The sequence below is a fragment of the Paenibacillus lutimineralis genome (genome assembly GCF_003991425.1).
GTDB lineage: Bacteria > Bacillota > Bacilli > Paenibacillales > Paenibacillaceae > Fontibacillus > Fontibacillus lutimineralis.
Map to the genome: position 1 here is coordinate 5,556,710 of NZ_CP034346.1, position 24,506 is coordinate 5,581,215.

At 47.1% G+C, this 24,506-nt stretch carries 17 protein-coding genes; all 17 read right to left on the reverse strand.

Annotation, left to right across the window (positions count from 1 at the left end):
* Positions 1 to 19 precede the first annotated feature (19 nt).
* On the reverse strand, positions 20 to 847 hold the full coding sequence (locus EI981_RS24675) for a carbohydrate ABC transporter permease (RefSeq protein WP_127002750.1): 828 nt from the start codon (positions 845 to 847) through the stop codon (positions 20 to 22).
* Positions 847 to 1,713, reverse strand: coding sequence for a carbohydrate ABC transporter permease (locus EI981_RS24680; protein WP_127002752.1), 867 nt, complete (start codon positions 1,711 to 1,713; stop codon positions 847 to 849). Before EI981_RS24680 ends, EI981_RS24675 begins: the two co-directional genes overlap by 1 nt.
* An 83-nt stretch (positions 1,714 to 1,796) precedes the next feature.
* A complete protein-coding gene (locus EI981_RS24685) occupies positions 1,797 to 3,053 on the reverse strand; it encodes an ABC transporter substrate-binding protein (RefSeq protein WP_127002754.1) in 1,257 nt (418 codons plus the stop codon).
* 229 nt (positions 3,054 to 3,282) lie between these two features.
* Entirely contained in the window at positions 3,283 to 4,290 is a 1,008-nt protein-coding gene (locus EI981_RS24690; RefSeq protein WP_127002756.1) for a LacI family DNA-binding transcriptional regulator, read from the reverse strand.
* A gap of 241 nt (positions 4,291 to 4,531) precedes the next feature.
* Positions 4,532 to 6,280 (reverse strand): fibronectin type III domain-containing protein, encoded by a 1,749-nt coding sequence (locus tag EI981_RS24695; RefSeq protein WP_127002758.1) that lies wholly within the window; start codon positions 6,278 to 6,280, stop codon positions 4,532 to 4,534.
* Between the two features lie 569 nt (positions 6,281 to 6,849).
* Complete coding sequence (locus EI981_RS24700; RefSeq protein ID WP_127002760.1) at positions 6,850 to 9,279, reverse strand: ABC transporter permease; 2,430 nt, start codon at positions 9,277 to 9,279, stop codon at positions 6,850 to 6,852.
* 5 nt (positions 9,280 to 9,284) lie between these two features.
* Positions 9,285 to 10,067, reverse strand: a complete 783-nt coding sequence (locus tag EI981_RS24705) for an ABC transporter ATP-binding protein (RefSeq protein WP_127002762.1) — start codon at positions 10,065 to 10,067, stop codon at positions 9,285 to 9,287.
* A gap of 67 nt (positions 10,068 to 10,134) precedes the next feature.
* Positions 10,135 to 11,562, reverse strand: a complete 1,428-nt coding sequence (locus tag EI981_RS24710) for a sensor histidine kinase (RefSeq protein WP_127002764.1) — start codon at positions 11,560 to 11,562, stop codon at positions 10,135 to 10,137.
* A 25-nt stretch (positions 11,563 to 11,587) separates the two neighbouring features.
* Positions 11,588 to 12,301, reverse strand: a complete 714-nt coding sequence (locus EI981_RS24715; RefSeq protein ID WP_127002766.1) for a response regulator transcription factor — start codon at positions 12,299 to 12,301, stop codon at positions 11,588 to 11,590.
* 206 nt (positions 12,302 to 12,507) lie between these two features.
* A complete protein-coding gene (locus tag EI981_RS24720; RefSeq protein WP_127002768.1) occupies positions 12,508 to 14,256 on the reverse strand; it encodes a glycoside hydrolase family 35 protein in 1,749 nt (582 codons plus the stop codon).
* 40 nt (positions 14,257 to 14,296) lie between these two features.
* Positions 14,297 to 15,571 (reverse strand): Gfo/Idh/MocA family protein, encoded by a 1,275-nt coding sequence (locus EI981_RS24725; RefSeq protein ID WP_127002770.1) that lies wholly within the window; start codon positions 15,569 to 15,571, stop codon positions 14,297 to 14,299.
* Between the two features lie 30 nt (positions 15,572 to 15,601).
* Positions 15,602 to 16,489, reverse strand: coding sequence for a carbohydrate ABC transporter permease (locus tag EI981_RS24730; RefSeq protein WP_127002772.1), 888 nt, complete (start codon positions 16,487 to 16,489; stop codon positions 15,602 to 15,604).
* A 17-nt stretch (positions 16,490 to 16,506) separates the two neighbouring features.
* A complete protein-coding gene (locus EI981_RS24735; RefSeq protein ID WP_127002774.1) occupies positions 16,507 to 17,397 on the reverse strand; it encodes an ABC transporter permease in 891 nt (296 codons plus the stop codon).
* A gap of 83 nt (positions 17,398 to 17,480) precedes the next feature.
* The gene (locus EI981_RS24740) at positions 17,481 to 19,211 is read right to left on the reverse strand and encodes an extracellular solute-binding protein (protein WP_127002776.1); all 1,731 of its coding nucleotides are present in this window, start codon (positions 19,209 to 19,211) and stop codon (positions 17,481 to 17,483) included.
* 134 nt (positions 19,212 to 19,345) lie between these two features.
* Positions 19,346 to 20,692, reverse strand: coding sequence for a response regulator transcription factor (locus tag EI981_RS24745; protein WP_127002778.1), 1,347 nt, complete (start codon positions 20,690 to 20,692; stop codon positions 19,346 to 19,348).
* A gap of 4 nt (positions 20,693 to 20,696) precedes the next feature.
* A complete protein-coding gene (locus EI981_RS24750; RefSeq protein WP_127002780.1) occupies positions 20,697 to 22,439 on the reverse strand; it encodes a sensor histidine kinase in 1,743 nt (580 codons plus the stop codon).
* Between the two features lie 442 nt (positions 22,440 to 22,881).
* Positions 22,882 to 24,498 (reverse strand): response regulator transcription factor, encoded by a 1,617-nt coding sequence (locus EI981_RS24755; RefSeq protein WP_127002782.1) that lies wholly within the window; start codon positions 24,496 to 24,498, stop codon positions 22,882 to 22,884.
* Between the last annotated feature and the right edge of the window lie 8 nt (positions 24,499 to 24,506).

Consider the following 24,506-nt stretch of genomic DNA (forward strand, 5'->3'; position numbering starts at 1 on the left):
TTATCTATATTCATGATGCTTATGACTTTACAGCGCCTTGAGTGATTCCGTTAATAATCCACTTCTGCGCGAAGATATATACGATCACCATCGGTGCCAGCGCTAGCAGGTAAGAGGCAAAGGCCAGGTTGAAATCCGTGCTGAATTGGCCCTGGAATACATACTGCACCAGAGGAAGTGTATACGATTCCGGTTTGCTCAGAATAATGAGCGGCAGCATGAAATCGTTCCATGTGGACAGACAGCTCAGAATGGCGACTGTCGCATTAATCGGCGCAAGCAGCGGGAAAATAATCCGCCAGAAGGTTCCGTACGTCGTTGCGCCGTCAACCGTTGCTGCTTCCTCCAGCTCTAATGGGATGGAGCGGATATAACCAACATAGACGAAAATATTAAAGGCGAGTCCATAAACGATATACAGAATGATCAAGCCAGGAATGTTGTTCATTCTCAGATCAGTCGTCAGCTTCACAACCGGCAGCATAATGATCTGGAACGGAATGAACATCGCGCTGATGAAGTAGAAATACAAGCCTTTGAAGAACTTATGGTTCATATTACGCGCTACGGCATACGACACTAACGAGTTGGTCAAGAGTACAAAGCTCACCGAGAAGAGCGTAATAACGAAGCTGTTCTTAAACGCCGAGAAGAAATTCGTCGCTTCGATCGCACGGGTGAAGTTGTCGAAGTGCAGTCCCGTCGGCAGAGCGAAGATCGATTGAGCCATCTCTTCTGGATTTTTCAATGCAATAGATACGGTCATATACAGCGGAAATAGAATAACGAGCGAACCGAGGGTAATCAGGGCTGTTATGAGCCAATTGGTGGAGTTTCTGGTTTTCATTAGGCATCCAACTCCCTCTTCTGTAAAAAGTTAAGCTGCACGACAGAGATAATTACGATCACGATGAAGTAAATGACCGCGTTCGCCGATTGATAAGCGAATTCTCCGCCCTGGAAGCCGCCTTGATAGATTAGCATGGCGATCGATTGCGTCGAACGTCCAGGACCGCCGCCGGTAAGGGCTACGATCTGGTCAAATACCATGAGCGAGTTCTTCATCGCCAGTACCATATTAATCGTAAAGAACGAAGCCAGCATCGGGAATGTCATCGACCAGAATGTGTTCCAAGGACCTGCACCATCAATATCCGCTGCTTCGTAAATATCACGTGGAATGGTCTGTAGACCAGCCAGGTACAGAATCGTATTGAAGGCGATCCCTTGCCATACTGCGACGATAACGATACCAATCCAGGCCCACTTCTCACTGCCGAGGATGTTCGTCGTTAGTATCTCACTGCCTAGCTTCTCACCAATCATCGGAACTGCATTGGCAAAGATATAGTTAAAGATATAGCCAACAATCAATACGCCGAGAACGTTAGGCAGGAAGTAAATACCGCGGAAGAAATTGCGGAATTTGATGCGTGAGTTTAATCCTAAAGCTATAAGCAAACTGATGACATTAATAAAAATAGTTACGACGATCGCATATTTGAAAGTAAACAGATAAGCGTTCAGAACATTACTATCTGTGAATAAGGATGCAAAGTTCTTAAAGCCTACAAAATCATAGCTGTCGCTATATCCGTCATAGTTCGTGAACGAATAAAATATCCCTTGCAGCGTTGGAAAGGTATGAAATAGGAAAAATAGGAGCAAGGCCGGTATGGTCATTGTATAGAACGCGGCTTTCCTTTTGGCCATCGTAATCCTCCTTCTTTAAATGGAGAAGAGCGCACGATCAGCGCACGCTTCTCCTCTCACTAAGGGCTTTCGGTTCAAGCTCATTATTTACGGTTTGCAACCTTGTCCCACTCTGTATCAAACTGCTTCACATAAGCGTCTACATCTTTCTTTTGCAGGAAGCCTTGAATAATCGTATCAGCTTTCACTGCACTTGGAATGAAGTGGTCGGAGAAGTCCTCGATAGCACCGCTCTCGAATGCCGCATTGAAGCCTTCTACGCTTGGATCAGATTGCGTTACGCCTTTAACCGCAGAGAATGCTTTTTGTTGATCGATGAAGAATTGAATATTGTCGGGTTGCAGCATGAAATCGATGAATTTCTTAGCTTCCTCAGAATGCTTCGTATTCTTGGAGATCGCTAGCAGAGTGTCGACCCCGGAAATCACTTTGTTCTTCGCTTCATCATTTGTTGCAGGGAATGGGAATACACCCAGCTCTACATTTGGATTTGCCTTCAGAATTTCAGGGATAGCCCATACGCCTTGAATGTACATAGCAGCTTCTCCTCTGGCAAATGCAGCATTACCATCGTTGTAGCCCTTGCCGAACAGATCCTTCTGACCGAAGTCGAGCAATTTCAATTGCTTCTCGGCAACTTCACGGAACTCAGGGCTATCGAATTTGATAGCTCCCTCGGCACGTTTGCCATAGAAGTCGATGCCAACAATATCACTGGACAGAGAGTTGAACGGAACTAGTGTTGTCCAGGAGTCCTTTAACGTCTGATAAATCGCTGTCTTGCCAGCATCCTTCGCTTTTTGAGCTACATTTATAAATTCATCCCAAGTCTTAGGAACTTCGACTCCAAGCTCGGAGAAGATCGCTTTGTTATAAATCACTCCGCTTGCATTCGCCGTAAACGGAATGGCATAAGCGCTTTCAGAACCGATAAGCTTGTTCAACATATTCAGATAAGCTGGTTGAATATTATTAAGTAGAGCATCTCCGGTAAGATCAGCGAAGATTCCGCTCTTTGCCAATTGGGAATAAGTATCTGTGGCACCGAGACCGATAATATCAGGAACGTCTTTTTTCGCTACGCGGGTTTTAAGGACAGTCTCGGCATCCGGCGGGTTCACTTGCTGAACATGAATATTCGGATTAGCCTCATTGAATTTCTTAATAAGAGCGTCGAATGAATCCTTGGCTTCCGTCTTGTTCTGGAAGAACTCCAACTCTACCTTCTTAGCCGATGACGTATTGCCACTGGACTCATTCGAATTTTTTGGACTGCCGCAGCCGGCTAATGCCATCAAAAATAATGCACTCACAAGAACTAAGGATATTGTCTTTTTCATACTTACTGACCCTCCATACTTTTTATTTTTGCTGTGTAGAATAACCAATAGCGAGTAAACGTATACTTCTATTTTGAAGAAACGTCCTGTCTTCTCTTTCCCGGAAACCACCTCCCTCAAGTCAATTGTCTATTAACTCTCTTTGTAACCCATCTATGAATAATTGATAGAAATAGACTAGAAATAGAGTAAACGTTTACTTCATCGTGAAAAAAACTTGCCTTGTTGATCAAGGCATTTGGCGAACCGTCTGTCTCTCTATTAATTGATGGCTAACGATGCTGCTGGATACCTGATCGGTGCCTTCGATTAATTGAATCAGCATCTCAGATGCCATACGCCCCATCATCGGCAAAGGCTGGTGAATCGTCGTTAATGGAGGAAAGACCATTCTCGAAAAGACCAGATCATCATAACCGATAATCGACATATCCTCCGGGATCTTAAGTCCTCGTTCCAGGGCTTCCCCCATCGCGCCGATCGCCATCTCATCACTGGCAGCAAACAGAGCCGTGAACGGTGGCGCCTCATCCAGCAGCTTCTTCATCGCTTCACGCCCCATATCCAGACGGAAGTTTCCGTAGCCCACTCTCGAATCCATATATTCCAGACCATGGTCTTCAAGCGCCTGACGATACCCCTCCAGACGAGGAACGCCAGCAATGGCATCTGTAATCGTACCGCAGATCATTGCGATATTACGATGTCCTTTGCGGATAAGATACTCTGTAGCATGATAGGAAGCCTGTCGATCATCTACCTTCACATAAGGAATAGCATGCTTATGGGATAACGTGTTAACCAGTACGACCGGAACCCTCATTTGCTTGAGCAGCTTGTAATACTCATCCTCCAAAGATCCGCTTGTGAATATCACGCCGTCCACCTGCTTCTCTCCAAGTACCTGGAGGTACTTCAGCGTACGCTTTCCGTCTTCATCCGTATTGCACATAATGACGCTAAATCCCTTATCATTGGCTACCTGTTCTATCCCGTGCAGAATCTCTGACGAGAAGCTGCTTGATACATCGGGAACGAGGACACCAATCGTCTGCGTCCGCTTATTGATTAGACCTCTGGCAATAGCGTTAGGCTGGTAGCCGAGCTCTTCAACCGCTTTCAAAACCTCCTGCTTCGTCTTGTCAGAATAGCCTGAAAGATTGTGAAGCACTCTAGAAACTGTAGCAACCGATACCCCTGATGCCTTGGCGACATCCTTAATTGTTGGAGGGTTCATATTCCCATCACAATCGCAACCTTCTTCACATATTCATAACCGTTAGTATTTACTTAAAAATTTTGAGTAAACGTTTAACTTGGTTACAGTATACTTTTCTGTTTTACCTTTGTCAACGCTTTTATGAATCGCTTTCACGATTTTAAGCCAAATATTCGCGAAGTAAAGTAAGCCCTTTCTTGCTTGCCTAGCCACCCGCCCCCCATCGATTGAAGAGCGGGCCGCCGGCTGCTGTGAACCATTATGGTAATGTCAATAAGAGAGGTTTAACCGTATTGGCAAAAGAATAATTCGTGGTCTTGTCCCAGTTGATCGACCATGTCATCGCACCGCGGAAATCCGGATACTTCGCTACCGGCTTGTACGTCCCGCAATCGGTGCCATTCGTCAGGCACTTCAACGCATTGTTGACGACCGTCGGAGAGACATAGCCTCCTCCAGCCGCACCCGAAGTGGCAGGTACTCCGATTCCTAATTGAGAAGGCTCTACCCATTGCAGCGTCAGATCGGACAGCGCCGTAAGGAAATCAATCGTCCCCTGTGAGTAGCATTTCCCATCACGGCCCAACATACACCCGGAATTGTAATATTGGACATTGATGACGGTGGTGATGTCTTTAAGATTGTTGTACAGCTGCATATACGTTGTATTCGGGCTTTGCATATCAATCGTCTGTGGAGCCATCGTCAGAATGAATCCTGATCCGACTTTGGCTTGCAATTGACGTACTGCATTCGTCAGGTTTGTTACATTCATGCCATTCTCAAGGTCAATATCGATTCCATCAAGTCCGTACTGTGTAATCAGCCCGTACATACTGTCCACGAAATTGGCAACGTTCGGTGAAGCATTATTCAAGTTAACATTCCCCATCTCTCCACCGATAGAGAGAATGACCTTCTTGCCTTGAGCATGCTTCGCCTGGATGTCATTGATCAGATCGGCATTTGTGTAGCCACCCAGTGCATTAGATAGAGGTCCATTTACGTTAAAGGTCACTCCGCCTGGCTTCGCTGGATCCATTTCCGCGAAGGAGAGTGCAATAATATCATATTGGCTTGGAACGTCACTGAGCTTAATATTGGAGGAGCCGTTAATGAAATTATGCCAATAGCCTGTCAGCGTGTGCTTCGGCAGTTGCCCTCCGCCTCCGCCGCCTCCAGTCGTCGTTGCGCTAACCGCTGTGCTTTGTGGGGATACATTCCCGGCAGCATCCTTAGCGGCTACCTTGAAAGTATACGCCGTACCTGCAGAGAGGCCCGAGACCGTAGCGCTTGTTCCCGTGACAGACAGTGCCAGATTTGCGCCTTGGTATACATCGTAGCCGGTGACCCCGACATTATCTGTGGAAGCCGTCCAGGATAGCGATACTGACGATGAGGTTACACCCGTGACTGTAACGTTGGCAGGTGTTGAGGGGGCCTGAGTATCCGGGCCGCTGACGGCATTCGTCTTCACGCTGATCGTATTGCTAGAAGGAGATACATTGCCGGCAGCATCCTTGGCCTTGACCGAATAAGAATAAGTCGTATCCGGGGTAAGTCCGGTATGGGTGAATGTCAACGTAGATCCGGAGACACTACCGACCGTTGCCGTACCTTGATAGATCACGTACTCCGTGACGCCAACATCATCCGTGGAGGCGGTCCATTGCAGCGTGATACTGGAACTTGTTATACCGGAAGCATTTAGATTACCCGGTGCAGTCGGTGCTTGGGTATCACTGGTTCCCCCCTGTGTCTGCTGCCACAATGCTGGCACGTTAGTCGGTTCCCAACCGACAAGCGAAGTATGCGCTTGCAGTGCTTTATAGGTATTGCCTCCATAGGTCACAGTATCGTTCGCTTGGTAAGCCACATTCGGCGCCCATGCGCCCCGATCCGCAGCAAATGCCAGTGATGGCAGCAGCGCCACTAATAGTGCGATGATCAGTAAGACAGGTATTCCGCGTCTGATCCCCTTGCTCGTCCGTTGCGGCATTCTTCTCATCGAAACTCCTCCTTATCATTTCAGCTAGCTACCTCCATCTCCCTTAAAACCATAAAACCTTGAAATTCCTCCTTTCTTCTTTCTCTATGAAAATAAACCATGCGTCATACTTCGATAGAGCAGCCAGTGACAGCATAGAATATTTAAGCAGATCATCGACCAGAAAGCAGGTCAAAAAATAGGCCCATGAAATAGATGGACATTAACCTACAAAACAAAAACACATTACATACAAACAACTACAACTGAGAAACTGAAAAATTGGATTCGTTGGATAGGAACATCGATGCTTCAAAGAGGACACACAACAACAACTGGATGTGTAGAACTAGACTTGCTTGATAAGAGGAATATATTGCAGAAAAGCTGAGGTTTACTTACTAATCTGTATCCATTGTAAATAATTGTAATTCCATTGTCTATATCTGATTCGCCAAAATATATCAAAATTTAAATTTAGTCAAAATTGTTCACACCTGCTTGCAATTAGAAAAAGAGCCTGATCATCTGCACGATGATGAGACTCTTCTCTATCCTATATTCAGCAATTCAGCATAAGCATAGCTTCTCTACTCTACCACCAGAATTTGAGGTGATGTTCTTGCTACGATTCTCGAAGATGCCCAAGAACCCAGTCCGGCTGCTAACGCGGTAACGAGTGCAAAGGCAATAATACCCCACCAGTTCAAGATAAGAGGCAGCTTGGCGATACCATAATCGGACAGGACACTTCCCAGAACCAGTGGTAGAATATAGGCGCCTGCAAGGGCCCCGAGGATCGCACCAATTATTGAGAGTGCTAAGACGCCGAGCATGATCGAGAACCTTATTTTCCCCGAGGTCAGACCTAATGTTTTGTAAATTCCGTAGGTCTTGCTCTCTTTGCGAATGTTAATGCGGCTCAAGCTATAGACGATGATCACTGTTACCCCGGTAAATAGAAGCCCCATGATAGACATCGGCAAAATTAATGAAGCAACCGCTTGTTTATAGACCGCATAGAGCAAGGTCTGCTGCGTGGTTACTGACGCCGAACTACCGTACCCTGCGCTCAAGTCCTGAACTACCTGCTCTATATCTGCATCATTCCGTAAATTGATGAACCCGGAGTCAAGATCCTCATAATCGGGATGATTCACTCTGACGGTATCCGCCAGAATTCTTGCTGAGTAGGACATATTAGCAATAGACTGATAGATTCCCGAGATCGTCAATAGATGCTTATGTCCTTCGATATATACCTCTACTACATCCCCGATCTCTTTGTTCAGCTGCTTCGCTACATTCATCCCTATCGATATCTCATCCTTGTTCTGCGGGTTCCTCCCGCTCAAGTTACTATACCCGATCTCATCATAGCTGCCATCGATCACGGTCATCGAGAAGTTCATTGGCTCGGTATAATTCGCTTCAGCCCCAGCAGGCCGGCCTGCTGTAGCAACGCCGTTCACACCCCCTATCCAATTCGTATTCTGGATCCGTGGATCGGATGCAGCTTGGAGGTCGAATGCGGACCGGGAGAAGACTGATTTATTTGTTACTTGTACTACAACATCAGTCGAATCGTAACCCCATAATGGTGAGGTCTCCTTAATGTGGCTGATACTATACAGAAGCACGAAGCCAAGTACCAGTACGGCCGACATCATCATAGACAGAAGCAGCATCAGCACCGTGGCCTTCCTATTCTTCAGCAGATTTCTAAATCCGATGACAGCTAGCAACGGCGCTCTTCCAAGCATCCCTGTCGAACTCGAACCCTTTGCCCTAGTAAGTCGTCTTGTCTGCATACTGTGCTGCGTCTCTGACATCCCGTAACGGATCGCCTGCATCGGCTGTACATGTCGCGCTTTGTTAGCATAGTAGAATACACATAATAGAATCAGAGCAAGTACCAGCAGCGCTGTTGCGACAGCCGGCCATCCCCCTCCTGGAGTGATACCAGCAGTCTTCGTCTTCAAAGACGAGAGCGCACTATCTACGATCATCCCGGATAAGAAGCGACTGGCTATAAATCCGGGAACTACCGCTACCGCCGCGATAATGATGTACTGCATCATATACACGCCAATCAGCTTCCTGGAGGTCAGGCCTAACGCTTTTATAACACCGACCGTCTTATAGTTGGACAAAATGTCATCCGATATCGTAAATCCAATCGTAAATAGGGCCACGAACATCATCATTACACCGAGAGACACCATAATGAACCCTATCATTTTATTCATGATTAGGTAGAAGGAGGACATCTCCTGGAAGCTTGTCTTCGACCCTAAATAAGGCGTGCCCATCTCCTGCTGCCATCGCTCCCAATAGGTTGAACTACGGCTGTAGTCCTCAAATCGAAGCCCCATCATATACTGATCATTACCCGGAATATCCTGAAATTGTGCTAAATAGTCCTGATGGTTCATCCAGATTCGTGCAGAGGTTGGAAAAGGAGCGCCGAACGGCATATCTACGACAACTGCCGCTACTTCCATAGTGAGCCTGCTGTCGCCCGTAGAGAATTCCAGCGTAGCACCTGGAGAAATATCATATAGATAAGCAATTGAGGAAGGAAGCCAGACGGTTCCCGGTTCAGGTACCAAGCTCTCTTTCCCCTGTGCGAACAGAAGCTCATCCACTTCATAAGGCCTGGCCGTAGTATCCATCATATACAAGTACAGGTTCAAGAGGCCGGCTGTGGGCTCATGCCCTGGTCTTGATATACCTGAAAGAGTTCTAAAAGGGATCAATGACGAGGTGGCCACCCCTTCTTGCTCTTTCCACCACTGATATACAAGCTTAGGGTCATGCACTTCTCCATCCAGGATTAGCATCTCATGAGAGCCATGTGTCTTGGCATGCATACTCGAAAATAAATTGGTCGTATTAAAGATCACTGTTACTGAGGTTACAAGAAGAATCGTCGATAACAGAATGAGCAGACCGATTAAGGCGTTATGAACCTTCTTCTTCCTTAGATTCGCCCTGCAAAGAGAGTAAGCCGCATACATTGTACTTACCCCCTTCCAGATATACAAGCAAATATGATCTTCTCCCGCTCCTCGAGCTGGTCAGCCTCAAACTTCCCAAGCTGCAAGACATCGGCGATCTTGCCGTCGTGGATCAGAATCAGTCGGTCGGCACGGCAAGCCGCTTTGATATCATGAGTAACCATGACCACGGATTGCCCCTTGCAATTCATCTCTGTCAGAATATCCAGCACGGCAACCCCATGCTCGTAATTCAAGCTGCCCGTAGGCTCATCGGCAAAAATAACGTCCGGATCATTCATCAAAGCACGAGCAATAGCAGCCCGCTGCTGCTGCCCGCCTGAGGTCTGGGCCGGAAGTCTATGCTGCTGCCCATCGATCTCCATCGCCTTCATCAGGTTTTGCACCTTTTCATCCACCTGCTGTTTGGATTGACCCTCGATATACCCGGGCAATGCAATATTCTCATATAAGGTCAGATCAGGGACAAGGTTAATGCTCTGATAGATATATCCGATCCGCTTCGTCCGGAACTTCGCCAGTTCCTTCTCCGAATAATTGTCGATCCTCTCTCCCCAATAATAAACCTCCCCCACCGTGACCGAATCAAGTCCGCTGAGAAGATACAATAGAGTTGATTTCCCTGAGCCCGAATTGCCCATGATCACCGTAAAATCTCCCTCATAAATGTCGAGGTTTAAATTTCGTATGGCATGGAATTGTTCACTGCCCGTGGAATAAGTCTTGCACAGGTTCTTCGCTTCAATGATCACCTTTTTCACAGAACATGCCCCCTCAAGTACAAACATACCCTCATTGTAAGAGGCGCATATTGATAGACCCTTATCAAAATATTAATGAAATATTACATGCAGCCTATAGTGGAATCAGGCAATAGAAAGTCGTTCCTTGTCCCTGCAAACTTCGGAAGGAAATCGTACCATGATGCGCTTCAATAATATATTTGCAGATCGACAGGCCAAGCCCACTCCCCTCTATGCCGGAGACTCTATCCGCCTTGCCTTGGAAGTAACGCTCGAACACAAACGGCATGTCCTGGGGAAGAATCCCCCGTCCTGTATCTGCAATCGTTATCTTGAACTGCCCCTGTTCCAGCTCAGTATTGACGCTGATCATGTCTCCTGGTTCTGTATGCTTCATGGCATTCGTAATCAGATTGGACACCACCTGCTCCAGCCTATGTCCATCCACATGAATCAGTACATCCGGGATGTCCGTTGGCTCAATAAAATGAACTCCCGTTGTACGCACATAGTGAGCAATTGGCTGCAGAATGGATTGCAGCAGTTCCTTGCTGTACCTCTCCTTTAACGTCACCGATATTTGTCCCAGTTCCTTCAAGGCGTGTAGGAGAAGATCCTCGGTCAGCCTGGCCATCTTCTCCGTATTGTTGTACATGACTCCGGCATATTCCATCACCGTATCCATATCCGGGCATACCCCTTCTCGCATCGCTTCGATATAGGCCTTCAAGGTTGCCAGAGGTGTCTTCAGATCATGGGAAATATTCGTGATCAGTTCTTTCTGTGCTTGTTCCTGCTCCACCCTGCGCCGACTCAGATGCTGGATCTCCATCCTCATCTGCTCAAACATCGTATGAACCTCGCCTAATTCATCTATCTGATCATAGGTCGCTTTCAGCTCGTAATTGCCCTTGAGAATTGCTTCCGAATAGTCTTTCAATTGACGAACCGGAATAAGAACATCCTGTCTAATCTTCCTTCTCAGCAAAAGCAGCGATATACACAGGATAACGACAATGACAGCAATAATAGCTGATAATAGATATAGTGCTCCGTTCGTCTTGGGAACAAACACATCCTCCGCCGGGAGCGCGAATATAGCATTACCGACTTGAGCCTGTGCCGCTTCATCAACTACCGGAAAAGCGATGCGATATTGATCCTGATCCGTTCTGGCTTGATACAAATCATAATGAAGCCCTGTTCTTACATCAATTTGCTGGAGGGCAGTATCTGAAGAAGCATTAAATAGCACCTGCCCGTCAAGACCTGTATATATGAAGCTCACTTGCGATTCCTTAGACATATTCAACAATGCATCCCGAACTTCTGCTGAGCTGGCGATCTCCTGTTCATGCTGCTCCAGGTAATGCATAATTTCGCTCACCTGTAGGCGTGCCCGATTGATAACATATCTGGAATCCTCACTCTGTCCTTGAAGATGGTCATACCAGAGAAATCCTACGCTACAGATAACTATCATAAGCAGTCCAATCCATACGGCGATCATCCATCTTCTAATCCAAACTTGCAAATACATAGAACTCTCCTATCTCAGCCAGGTCTTATTCGTCAAAGCTGAATTTATAACCCACTCCCCAAACGGTCTTAATGTATACCGGATTAGAGGGATCGGCCTCCAGCTTCTCGCGCAATCTACGAATGTACACGGTAATGGTATTCTCGTCCCCGTAAGTACTGTAGCCCCAGACGGCATCTAGCAGTTGTATCTTGGAGAACACCTGATTACGGTGCTTGCACAGGTGGAACAGCAGTTCCAATTCCTTGGCGGAGAGTGAGACCTCCCGTCCCTCTCTCGTAACCCGGTATGCCTTTCTATCGATCAGGATTGCTCCGAATTGGAGAATATCCTCGTCTTTAGGTGGAGTATGAGCTGAACTTATCATGCTCTCGACTCTTCGTAAATTGGACTTGATTCTGGCCAACAATTCAATAAGCGAGAACGGCTTCGTCATGTAATCATCTGCCCCAAAGCCAAGCCCTAGCACCTTATCCGTGTCACTGCCCCTGGCACTCAGGATAAGGATAGGGACATTATTTCGTTCACGAATCTGCCGACACAGCTCGATTCCGTCCATGTCAGGCAGCATAATGTCCAGAATGATGAAGTCCGGCTGCCAGGATTCAATTCGCTGCAGCGCATCCTTGCCATGATCAACAACCGCCGTCTCGTAGCCCTGCTTGCTGATGTAATCCTTAACAATTCGAGCGAGATCCTGCTCATCTTCGATTATTAGAATCTTTTTATATGCTGTCATATTAATCTCCTAAATCATTCACAAAGTAAAATAAACAACCTCTTCTTAACCTAATTCGTTGAAAGGAATTTATATCCTGCCTTCCTATAATCTACGAATCCGATTTGAATCCAAAATAGAGACGGATGTGCCGAACGAGTCTATTACCTGATCCAAAACCAAAAAGAACCTACTGAGTATGTGAACTCAGCAGGTTCTTTGATTGCTTACCCTAAATCCGGCTTATCGACAAAACGAATCCTCGGTGCTGCAGCGCCATGCAATTCAAAAATAATAATCTCATTGCTTCCCTCTCGAAGCAGCGGCCCAGGCACATACAGCGTTCTCTGCGGCCCGACATTCCAATAGCGCCCCAGATTAAAGCCGTTCACGAACACGACGCCCTTGATCCAACCATCCAGACTGAGGAATGTATCGGCAACACTGTTCACCGTAAACTCTCCGCGGTAGAAGGAAGGTTCCATATGACTTGATATCGGTTCGAACAAGAGATCGGATAGATCACTTAGCGGCAGCGAATGGATCGTCCAATCCGACAGGAACTGCATACCGTGCCGCACCCCCTCCGTAACTCCCTTGAGGTCCTTGATATATGGCCCATAATTTACCCGCCCCATATTCTCCACGAGTATGCTGAGGTGAGCGCCGCCTTCCGGTACTTCAAACTCAATGATGGCTCCGGACTGACTGCGATCCAGCGTACCCAGAATCCGTCCATCCAGGAACACCAGCGCCCGATCATGCAAATCCTGAATGTTAAGCGGCTGCTTTGGTCTAGGACCCGAGAGGAATGTACTATATTGAATGAAGCCGTAATCCTGTCCTAGCTTCTCCATCGGTACAGGATAGGCGGATTGGATAGGCTGGGAAATCCGTGATATATTCAGCGATAATGCAGCCTGGCCCGTCATCGCTACTTCACCGTAGGCCCGCTTTGCCACAGGCTGCGGCAGCTCTATATCGGCAAGCTTCTGATGCTTGGCAATCACTTCGCGAACAGCATAATACTTATCCGTCGGCTCGCCGCTCTCATTTAATAGAACATCATAGTCATAACTTGTAATCGTAGGCTCGTAGCTGTCCTCTGTATGTCCATTCGCCCCGTTATAGAAGCCGAAGTTGGTACCTCCATGGAACATATAGAAATTGACCGATGCCCCCATGCTCAGCATCTCATCCAGAACCTCAGCCACATCCTGGGCTGGACGAGTATGATGTCCTTCCCGCCAATGGTCAAACCAGCCATTCCAGAACTCCATGCACATGATCGGTGCATCCGACTGGTACTTGCGCAGCTTGGCGAAGGCCTCAGCAGGTCGAGATCCGAAATTCACTGTGGCCAGCACACCGTCAACCATGCCGCCCTGCAGCATATAATCTTCCGGTCCATCCGAAGTGAACAGCAGTACATCAATCCCGCGCTTGATCATCGCATCCTTCAGATAGTTCAAATAAGGCTTATCATTGCCGTAGCTTCCGTATTCATTCTCGATCTGCATCGCGATAATAGGCCCGCCCTGCGTGCATAGCAGAGGTCTCAGCTTAGGCAGCAATGCATCATAATAAGCATCAACATGCTCCAGGAACGGCTTATGATAGCAGCGCAGCCGCATATCCGGTTCCGCCAGCAGCCAGGCTGGCATGCCGCCGAACTCCCATTCCGCACATATATAAGGAGATGGCCTTACGATGACATGCAGGCCAATCTTCCCTGCTATCTCAATAAAGCGTACAAGATCGGCGATCCCCTCGAAGTTGTATTGCCCTTTCTGCGGCTCATGGATATTCCAGGCCGCATACGTCTCGACCGTATTAAAGCCACAGGCCTTCAGCTTAAGCAACCGGTCCTCCCAATATTCCGGTACGACACGGAAGTAATGAATCGCCCCGGAGATAATCTGAATCGGCTCATTATTAAAATAGAACGAAAATCCCGAATAATGAAAAGTAGACATAATTCCCTCCAAAGAATTATTTTCAGCCCATAAACTATGATTAGTGCTCCTGCTCCTGTAGATTGAAGCTTTCGGCGAACTCCTGCATATGGATGGTTCGGCCCTGGACGCGGGACTCCTCAGCTGCAAAGGCCATCAGGTGGCTCTGAACAGAATGATTCGCCGAGGTCAACCCCTGGCTCTTGCCATCAGCCCTTACCAAGTTCAGAAAATCCTTTACCAGCTTCATATCGCCGCCGCCATGTCCAACATGGCCGCCCATATCCTCGAAGCTAATCCGCTCCACCTTGCCGCTGAAATGGATCACTTCAATCTCATTCTTCTCCATGGCGCCGCGAATTTCTCCGGTTGTCCCCATCAGCTTGATCGTGCGGCTAATATCCCGTGTGAATGCACTCATGGTGAAAGCTGCAGTGACGTTGTTGGCAAATTCCAGATTGACGACCTGGTGATCGACCACATCATTGTCGCAATGATATACACAGCGGCCATAAGGCCCTTCCTGAAGCGCCTTATAACGAGCCTCATAGCTCATATCATTGCTGATTGCCGAGGTCGGCCAGTCTGTATTGTCTGTTAAATACAGGTTTGGCGCATAATACAGGCATTGATCCGCTACCGGGCAGCCGTCCAGACAGCGAAGCGGAGCGCCTTCTGGCGCCTCCGACGCCTTGAAGTGGTTGAGTGAGCCGAAGGAAGCGACTTGGGTGCAATCCGCATCGGCCAACCAGAGCAGGATATCAAGGTCATGGCAGGATTTGGCCAGAATCATCGGACTGGACTCTTCCTTGCGCCGCCAATTGCCACGTACGAAGCTGTGCGCCTGATGCCAATAGCCAACATTCTCATTATGCTGAATCGACATCAATTGTCCGATCTCTCCACGGCTCAGCAGCTCCTTCAGCGTCGAGAAGAAGGGCGCATATCTCAGTACGTGGCAGATGGAGAATACAAGTCCCGACTTGGCCGCCATTTCCCCCATTTGCATGCATTCCTCAGGATCAGGCGACATCGGCTTCTCCAGCAGAACATGATAGCCCAATTCGAGCGCCTTCATCGTCGGTTCAAAATGCTGCTTATCCTGGGTACAGATTAGTACAGCGTCGGCCAGCTTGGGCTTCGCGAACAACTCATCCCAGTGTTCGAAGCACAGTTCATCTGGAATCCCATGCCGTACCTGAAAAGCCTCTCTGCGTTCCCGTACAGGCTCCGCCACAGCCACAACCTCAAGCTCATGCGGATGCTGCACGGCATATTCCAAATAGTTAACTCCGCGCAATCCAGCTCCGACTAATGCAACCTTAACCTTCTTCATACGACCATCGTCTCCCTTTCTGCCATGTAACTATTCTTTGACACTTCCAACGGTCATTCCTTTAACAAAATATTTCTGTAAAAATGGATATACCACCATAATCGGCAGCGCCCCCATAAATATTTGCGCCGTTCGCAGCGTTTTCTCGCTTAGATTCTCCATCGCCTTGAGCTGCTCAATCGAGATCGAGGTCATCTGTGAATTGATCGCCATAATAAGAGTGGACAAATAGGTCTGAAGCGGATATTTAGCCGGTGAATTCAGGTACAATATCCCGTCAAACCAGGCGTTCCAGTGCCCTACGATCGTAAATAGCCCGATGGTTGCAATCGACGGCAGCGAGACCGGCAAATAAATGCGCCATAAAACTCTCCATTGTCCAGCGCCGTCGATCGTAGCCGCTTCGTCTAGTTCCCGTGGTATCCCCCGGAAGAAATTCAGCATCAGCACCATGTTCCAGACACTAAGCGCACCGGGCAGAATCAAAGCCCAGATCGAATCGATCAGCCCTGTGTTCTTGACGATAATATAGGATGGAATTAAGCCCCCGCTAAAGAACATCGTAACCGCGAAGAACCATACATATGGAGTTCTGAATTTAAACTGGTCATTCGACTTTGATAATGGATAAGCAGTAATAAATACAAGCAGCATATTGATCGCTGTCCCCAGCACAACCCGTTCGACAGAGACACCCAACGATCTGAAAAACTCGACCTTCTGACCCAGGTACCGGTAAGCATCGAGATTGAACCCAACTGGCCACAAACTCACTTCGCCGGCCATAGCCGCTGTGTTAGAGCTTAGGGAAATTGCGGCCAAATGAATAAATGGAATTATACCCAGTAAGGTAATTATGGTGAGCAGCAGTGCATTTCCGAACACAAATATTTTTCTGCTGATGGTTGACTTGTGCATCTCTTATTACCTCCTGGCTAAAAGATTCGATAATCGTTATATTTATAGGCCAAATAATAGGTAGCCGACACCATGATCAGTGAGACTACGGATTTGAACAACCCGATGGCTGCGGCCGGACCAAACTGCATGCTGAACATACCGAGACGGTACACGAATGTATCTATAATATCGCCGCCCTGATAGACGGTCGGATTGTACATAATTAAGATCTGCTCGAAACCTGCATTGAGAATACCACCCAGGCTAAGCACTCCAAGTAGAACCAGAATTGGCATCATGCCAGGCAGAGTAATATTCAACATCTGCTTCCATCTTCCGGCTCCATCCACTTCGGCCGCTTCATACAGCGTTGAATTGATTCCAGTAATCGCGGCGAGCATAACGATCATGTTATAGCCCATTCCTTTCCAGACGTCAGAACCAATGACGATTCCACGAAACCAGCTGTTATTGAGCATGAACATAATCGGCTCCATTCCTAACGACTCAATAACTCCATTCACCGGTCCATTCAGCGAGAACAGTTCGATAATTACGCCGCCTAGAATAGTCCAGGAGAGGAAGAACGGTAGGAATATAGCGGATTGAATAACACGAGAGAACCATTGCTTAGTGATTTCGTTAAGTAACAACGCCAGAATTAAAGGCACGAGCAAGAACAGAACCATTTTACATATGGCAATAATGATGGTGTTCCAAAGTACCTGCGTGAAATCCGGGAGCTCAAACACATATTTGAAGTTGTCCCAGCCGACGAATTCGGATTTAAAGAATCCAGATAAAGGCTCAAAGTTTTGGAAAGCCATAATCAAACCAGCCATAGGTCCGTATGCATATATCAATGTAACGATGACGCCGGGCAGTAACATTAAATGAAGTATAGATTCCTTCTTCAGCGTTTTCACAAATGCGACCTCCATGTTTAATGTAAAACGGGAGGAATTGCCGATTGCTTCAGGCGGATCCTCCCGTTCCAGCATCTCACGATTTATTTCACAGCTTCCTTGCTGTACCAGTCATTTACCTCTTGGGTGATCTGATCTCCACCAAGGGATTTCCAACTAGCGACGAACTTGTCGAATTCATCAAGTGGAGCGCCCATGATGATCTTGGTGAACGACTCCTGCATCAGCTTATCAAGTTGCGGCCCCTTCTCTACCTGTGTAGCCGTAGGCAAAGTATAGAATTCGTTGTTTACATAAGCTCCGCTTTCCTTGATCGTGCGAGTTACTCCCCAGCCGCCGTCTTTAGCCGCACGGCTGTAGTATTGGCCCCAGTTGATACCTTTGCTGGCCTTTTCCGTATTTCCTGCAAGGTAATCCTTCGTTGCGTCGAACACTCTCGCTACACTCGTGTAATTTTCATCATCAATTGTAATCTCTTCTTGATTGGCCTCGAGTGCTTTATTGACTTCCGTGTAGATCGTCTCGATATCAGCAGGGTTATAGATCCGAGGGTTAAACCAGTTATAGACATAACCCTTCTCTGCCCCTTTATCTTCCTTATATTTCTTGTAACCCATTTCAATATAGAAGTTGATCATTTTGATGGCAGCTTCCGGGTTCTTCATGCTCTTATTTACAACGAACAACTTGTTGCTACGGAGCTTAGGCACTAGAGACTTACCCGGTCCGTCCAATCCAGGAATTTGCAAAGCAATCCATTCTGCCTTCGGATCTTTATCCACGTTCAAGTTAAGCGGCCAGTTCGGATACCACCATTCGCCATAAGAAATGCCGACCTTGCCTGCCGTGAGGTCTTCAACTGCTTTGTTCTCATCCTTCAGGGCAAATTCCTTATCAAGGATGCCATTCTTATACCATTCCTGCAATTTGCCAAGTGCCGTCTTCATCTCAGGCTGAATCAGACCTGGGACCAGCTGGTCACCGTCACCTTTGATCCAAGCTGTCTGATTGTCTCCGACCGATGGATAAGCATTATAGCCATTGAAGAAGCCGCGAAGATCAAAGCCCCAGAAGAATAAAGTCTTCTGCAAAGAAATACCATACGTATCGTTCTTACCGTTCTGATCCGGATCGTCATTAACGAAGGCAAGTGCTACCTTGTCCAACTCTTCCATCGTTGTAGGAACCGGAAGTTTAAGATTGTCGAGCCAATCTTTACGAATCCACAGTAGTTGTGTCGACAGGAATGGGTCCTCGAATGCCGGGATAGCTAGCAGCTTGCCGTCAGAAGTGAAGGTACTCATTGCAAAGCCGCCATCGGACTCCATATACTTCTTGAGAGCTGGGGAAGCATAATCATTGTAGGCTTCAGTCAGATCGCCAAGTATACCCTGCTTCTTCAATTTCTCAAAGTCCTTCATATTCAGTTCCATAATGTCGGGCAAATCGCCCGAAGCCATAGCAAGCGAGAATTTCTGTTCGAATTGGCTTTGTGGAACCGTCCATTTGTATTTAATTTCGATGTTCAACATTTCTTTCAGATCTTCGAGATATTTATTCTGTTCCGGCGTAATTCCCTGCGGAGTTCTTGAATCCTCAGGTGGATTATAGCCGAGCACTTCCGTGACGGTTACCATCTCCGGATATTTGCCTAGCGGATCGGGAGGTGTACTGCTGTTGGCATTAGTCTTATTGCCGGCTCCTTGCGAATTAGGAGCTGCCCCATCCTTACTCCCTTGATTTCCACACGCCGTAATTACCAAGAGCATCGACATAACCAGAACAAGCATTTTCCATGGTTTGAAGCTTTTCATTGACTGCCTTCCCCCTTTGTATGCTGCAAAATAACTCTTGCTTACATCTTCATTATGGAACCGAACGTAAGCGCTATCAATTTTGAGTTTTTTACTTTACTTTCACTTTTTTTACTTGTTCCCAGATTGTTGAACTACGCCTGAGTATTGCGGTATTCCTGAGGGGACACCCCCATCTTCTTCTTAAAAAAGGTCGTAAAATAAGAAGGCGAATCGAACCCAACCCGGGCAGCTATCTCATTCAGTTTCAGATTCGTATCCTGCATCAGCCGAATGGATCCTTCCAGCCTCTTCGTCTGGATGTATTCCAGCAAATTATGGCCTGCTACCTGCTTGTAGAAGCGCGATAGGTAAGACGGATTGAAATGAACCTCCTCCGCGATCGCGGTCAAGGATACATCACCGGATAAATGCTCGTTCACATATCGCTGAATTTGATCAATGACGAATAGCTTCATCTCATCCTGCTCCATCCGGCCATATTCGTACATATTCTCCTCATGCGGATGGACTCTGCCCAAATCTACGATGATCATCGTCTGACCTAACGCGGCGCGTGCCTTAAGTAGAGAATGCAATTTCTCATACTGCTGCCCGGCTGTATCCCAGCTTCCTGCCAGATTATCCGATATACCAAAGGAGACCGCTACGCCTAGCAGCTCTTCACACTCATTTTGCACCAGCTCCAATATGCCCTTCATGTACATCGTTATGCTGTTCCAAGAAGTCCCACTGCTGGCGTTCCCCCCACGGAACCGCCCTAGTAGCTCTGCCCCGGGCTGCAGTATCCAGTAGAGGACGTCATCCTGCATGACAGAGCATTCACATTGGAACGAGGTCGGCAAATAGTTCAGGAATGATCTCTGCACGGCTTGTCGTAGTTCGGTGGCTCTGTCCACTTCATTTAAGGTCATTCTTCCAATCAGAAAAAATGCTGGCCGATCGGGAACGATCTGGAAATGCACTTCTTCATAACGAGGCTGGACCAATAATTGAACAAGATCTTCTCCCCCCACCATTTTCCGCAACAGTTCCTGCTTCAACAGCGGCGCAGCAATCTCGGAATGCAGCCTCGCTTTCTCCTCTTGAATTCTGAGTCGATTCTCCTCATCCAGCTTGGCAATAGACCTCTGCACTGCTTCGAAGATCAGCTCAATGCCTTCTGTCTTCAGAATATAATTGTCCACATTCTTGCGCAGCGCTTCATGGACATAATCGAATTCACTATATCCAGTGAGAAGGATAGAACGGCAATGCGGCCAGTAATAATTAATTTCATCGACGAGTTGTAGTCCACTCATCTGCGGCATTCGGATGTCGCTGACCAGAATATCCAGCTTCATTTTTTTGGCCATTTCAAGAGCCTCTTTGGCGGAATAAGCTTTACACACTTCGAGCTCAAATTCGGTATTGTCCTGGAACAGAAGAACCAGCCCATTCACAATGACAGGCTCATCATCAACAATCAACAATCTGTACATGATCTCAATCCTCCTCTTCTTCAACCACAATGATCAGATCTACTCTTAGGCCGCCATAAGCGCTGCGCGAGACGAACAGCCCGCTGCCCTTTCCGTATTTAAGCTGTAGCCGATTGTTCACATTAATAAGTCCGGTCTTCTCCATATATTTCGACTTGGTGGCCAGCTTGTCACGCATCTGCTCGATCATCGACCCAGTCACAAGCTTTCCGTTGTCCTCCACAGTAACGCGCAGCCTGCCGTCCGCATATTCCGTCCCCATATAGATCACACCCTCCATCGTCCCATCCTCAAAGGCATGCTCGAACACATTCTCTACAATGGGTTGAATAATAAGCCTGGGCACCGAGATCGATGGTGGTATATCCTTCACATCGCTATATTCGAAGGTGATCCGATTCGAGAAGCGAATGCACTGAATCTCGCAATAATCAAGCGCATGCTGATATTCCTTGTAGAAGGGGACCTCATCCGACCCACTTCTCGTAATATATTGATAATAAGTACCCAGCTTCTGAGAAAGCTCAGCGGCACTTTCGGCGTCTCCTACCTTGCACATCATATATATGTTAAAAAAGCTATTGTACAAAAAATGCGGATTGATCTGCGATTGGAGCTGCTTTAGCTGTGAATGCTGCAAGGCGATTTTCTGCTCATAATTTTCTCGAATCGAATTTTTCAGCTTAAGCGCCATATTGTTGAAGCTGCTGAATACGTAATGGAACTCATCATTGGTTCGCGATTCAATCATAATGTTCAAATTGTCGGCCTCAAGCATCCGGAACGCCTTGACCAGACGCGATAAAGGACGGTGAATCATTAAATTGACCGAGAAAGCGTACAGCACCATGATCACAATAGCAATAATGAACAATAAATAGGACCAGGTCGTAAACTGATTCAACGGACGGGTAATTTCATTCTGATTGACGTACATGATCAATGATAAATTCAGCGCGCTAACATCGTTATGGATAATAAAATAATTAACGCCATGAACCTTCTTCATTTCAGAGGTGCTTTGTTCCTGGAGACTCTGCTCAGAGATTTGTCCGAGAATCATGTTCGATTCCTGCACCTCCTTCGAGGTCGTCAGGACGGTGCCTAATTCCTTGCTGCCCAGCAGTACCTCTGATTCCTGATATAAATTGGAAATTTGCTCTAACGCTTCAAGTAGCTTGGGCCTGGAAATCTCGATATAAGACCATATTCCGTCGTTGTTCTCGCTCTCAATCAGGAAGATCCGATTTCCGCTCTGATAGAACGAAGGCTTCGGCTTCACGGATACAAGCGAAGCAACCAGGCTCATCTCAGGATTCGGTGCATTCGTTACTCCGGACATCATCGAAATGGTCTTACCAACCGCTTCGACATAGACGCCGGCATTCACGATATAATCGCTGAAGGCAGTCAACGCCATTTGTCTATCCCTTACCTGCTCAATCAGCTCCACTTCCTCGTAATTCTCCAGCATACTGCCGCGGAAGCTGAGCTTCTGCAAATCCTTGTCATTTAACAGTTGAAGCTGTAAATTTCGGATGAAATACATCTCTTTATCAAGCTGCTTGGAGTAGAAGGTAGCACCGGCTAGAGAAGAGCTCAGTATTGCATTTTTACTGATCGACATTCCTTTGTAATTGAACCAGATATTCATCGTAATGAGCGGCAGCAATAACAAAATAAATATAGCGATAACTTTCTGATATACGAACCACTTCGATTTCTTTCTAGCGATCCTAAGCTTCATCGCATTACCCCCGTTGCTGTATGATGGATGGTTGTCTTGTGGGCGCGCCGGCTAACAAAAAAAGAACCATCCCTGCGGGAGATTCCTTTCTTGTTCTTACCACTAGAAAGAGTACGGCTTCAGGATTTATTCCGAGATCGGAGGCAATTCAGAACCGCAACTTATGGAGCTCCGGGTGGCTACCGCCGATGGTACAGCTCCAGCTCATTCATCGCGAAGTTGCCCCATTTCAGAGTTGCCGCTTGGATATTAAGCCGTAGTTAATGATATCTTGCTGAAGGCAGCCGATCATATATACTATTTTCGACTACTGTTACTAAAATTGTAGACCTGCCCGCAGAGGCAAACAATTTAAAAACCTTTACCTGGACTTGCAATATTTTTACTTGTTTGCATTCGAAGCCCTCTAAGTTCACATTCAGAAAGTTCAATTGAATTTCCTCTATAGAGCTTCTCTTTCTCTTTGTCCGTCTGGGGGCTGCTGTCTAAGCTGCTGCGGAGAGACATCGTATACTTTTCTGAACATTTTGGAGAAGTAGGAGAAATTATAATAGCCCAAGGTCTTGGCGATATCCGAGATTGGCAACGTTGAAGTCGTGATCAGGTCCTTGGCCAAGGACATACGTGTATTCAAAATATAATCCGTGATCGATTCCCCTATCTCCCGCTTGAACAATCGCGACAAGTAGGCCGGATTCAAGTGCACGTAGCTGGCAAGCTGCTCTCTAGTAATCGGCTCACTCAAATGCTCGGTAATATAATATTGAATCCGCCGAATGACCGAATGATTCTGGTGCAGCTCATTATGGATGATTCCAGCCACCTGGAGTGCCTCTTCTTCCAGCTGCGGAAGACTGCGAGGCTGATCATTCAGCAGCAGCCCATCCCGGCCCTTCAATAGCTCAATGGCATTCAGTCCATTCTTATGCAAAACATAGTGCGCCATCTGCATAAATTCATTGCGGAAGGCCTCCAGCTCAGCCATAGATAGACGTTGGAACTGTGCCATCTCCGATACTCTAATTCGGATTTCCTCCTGCAACTCCTCCAGCTTGCCCTGCTCCAGCAGAATCGTCCACGTTGATATCCGTGGGATCATGGATTGGATGGAAGGAGTGCAATGCGAAGCCAGCATGTAGACCTGATTGGATCTATTCACATTGTTGTACTCGATCTCCAGAAGCTGTTTGCAAATGTCCGCAATTTCATACAAGCTAACGTTCCTGCCAATATAACAGGATATATTACAGTCGAAATATTCAAGGCAGCTCTGAATATATTTCTCACATCGCACATGCAATCCGGAAGGATCGTTCATCTCTTCCTGATCCCCCATCATGATGACGATGTTAACCCCCTGCTTGGTCTGGATTACCTCCCCTCTACCACTCATAAGCAGCACCTCAGCAGCACCTTTGCGAATCGCATACTCAATAATTTCCTCATCCCGCGTAGTGAACTCGCGCAGCCAAGATTCCACGCTGACAAGCACAGGCAGGAAGACGAACTGCTCCAGCCCTGATAACTGATGCTTCTCCAAAATGCCCGCGATATTATTCGGAGAGCATACAATCCTGCCCGTGAACAGGTCATTCCAGAATTTATCGGTAATCAGAGGCTTCTGTCTACGCCACATCTCATAATAAGGCTTATACTGCTCCCGCAATCTGTGTAATTCCCGTTCCTGCAAAATAGACTCTAGCGCCCGATTGATCGTGTCCTGAAGCACATCGAATTCAATCGGCTTCAGCAAATAATCGAACCCATCCAACTGGATCGCTCTCTTCATGAAGTTGAAGGCGGAGTGGGCGGTAAGGAAGATCGTCTCTGTCTCAGGAGAGATCTCATTCACTTTCTCCAATAGCTCAATTCCCGTCCCCTTGGGCATTTCGATATCGCAGATCATGACGTCGATTGACGTCTGCTCGAACACTTTCAACGCATCCCGCATATTATAGGCCTCGTATACCTCGGACACCTGCAGCCTTTCCCAATTCACACCACTGCGAATCCCCATTACCGCATAGATCTCGTCGTCTACTATCAAAGCCTTAAACATGCTTCTCC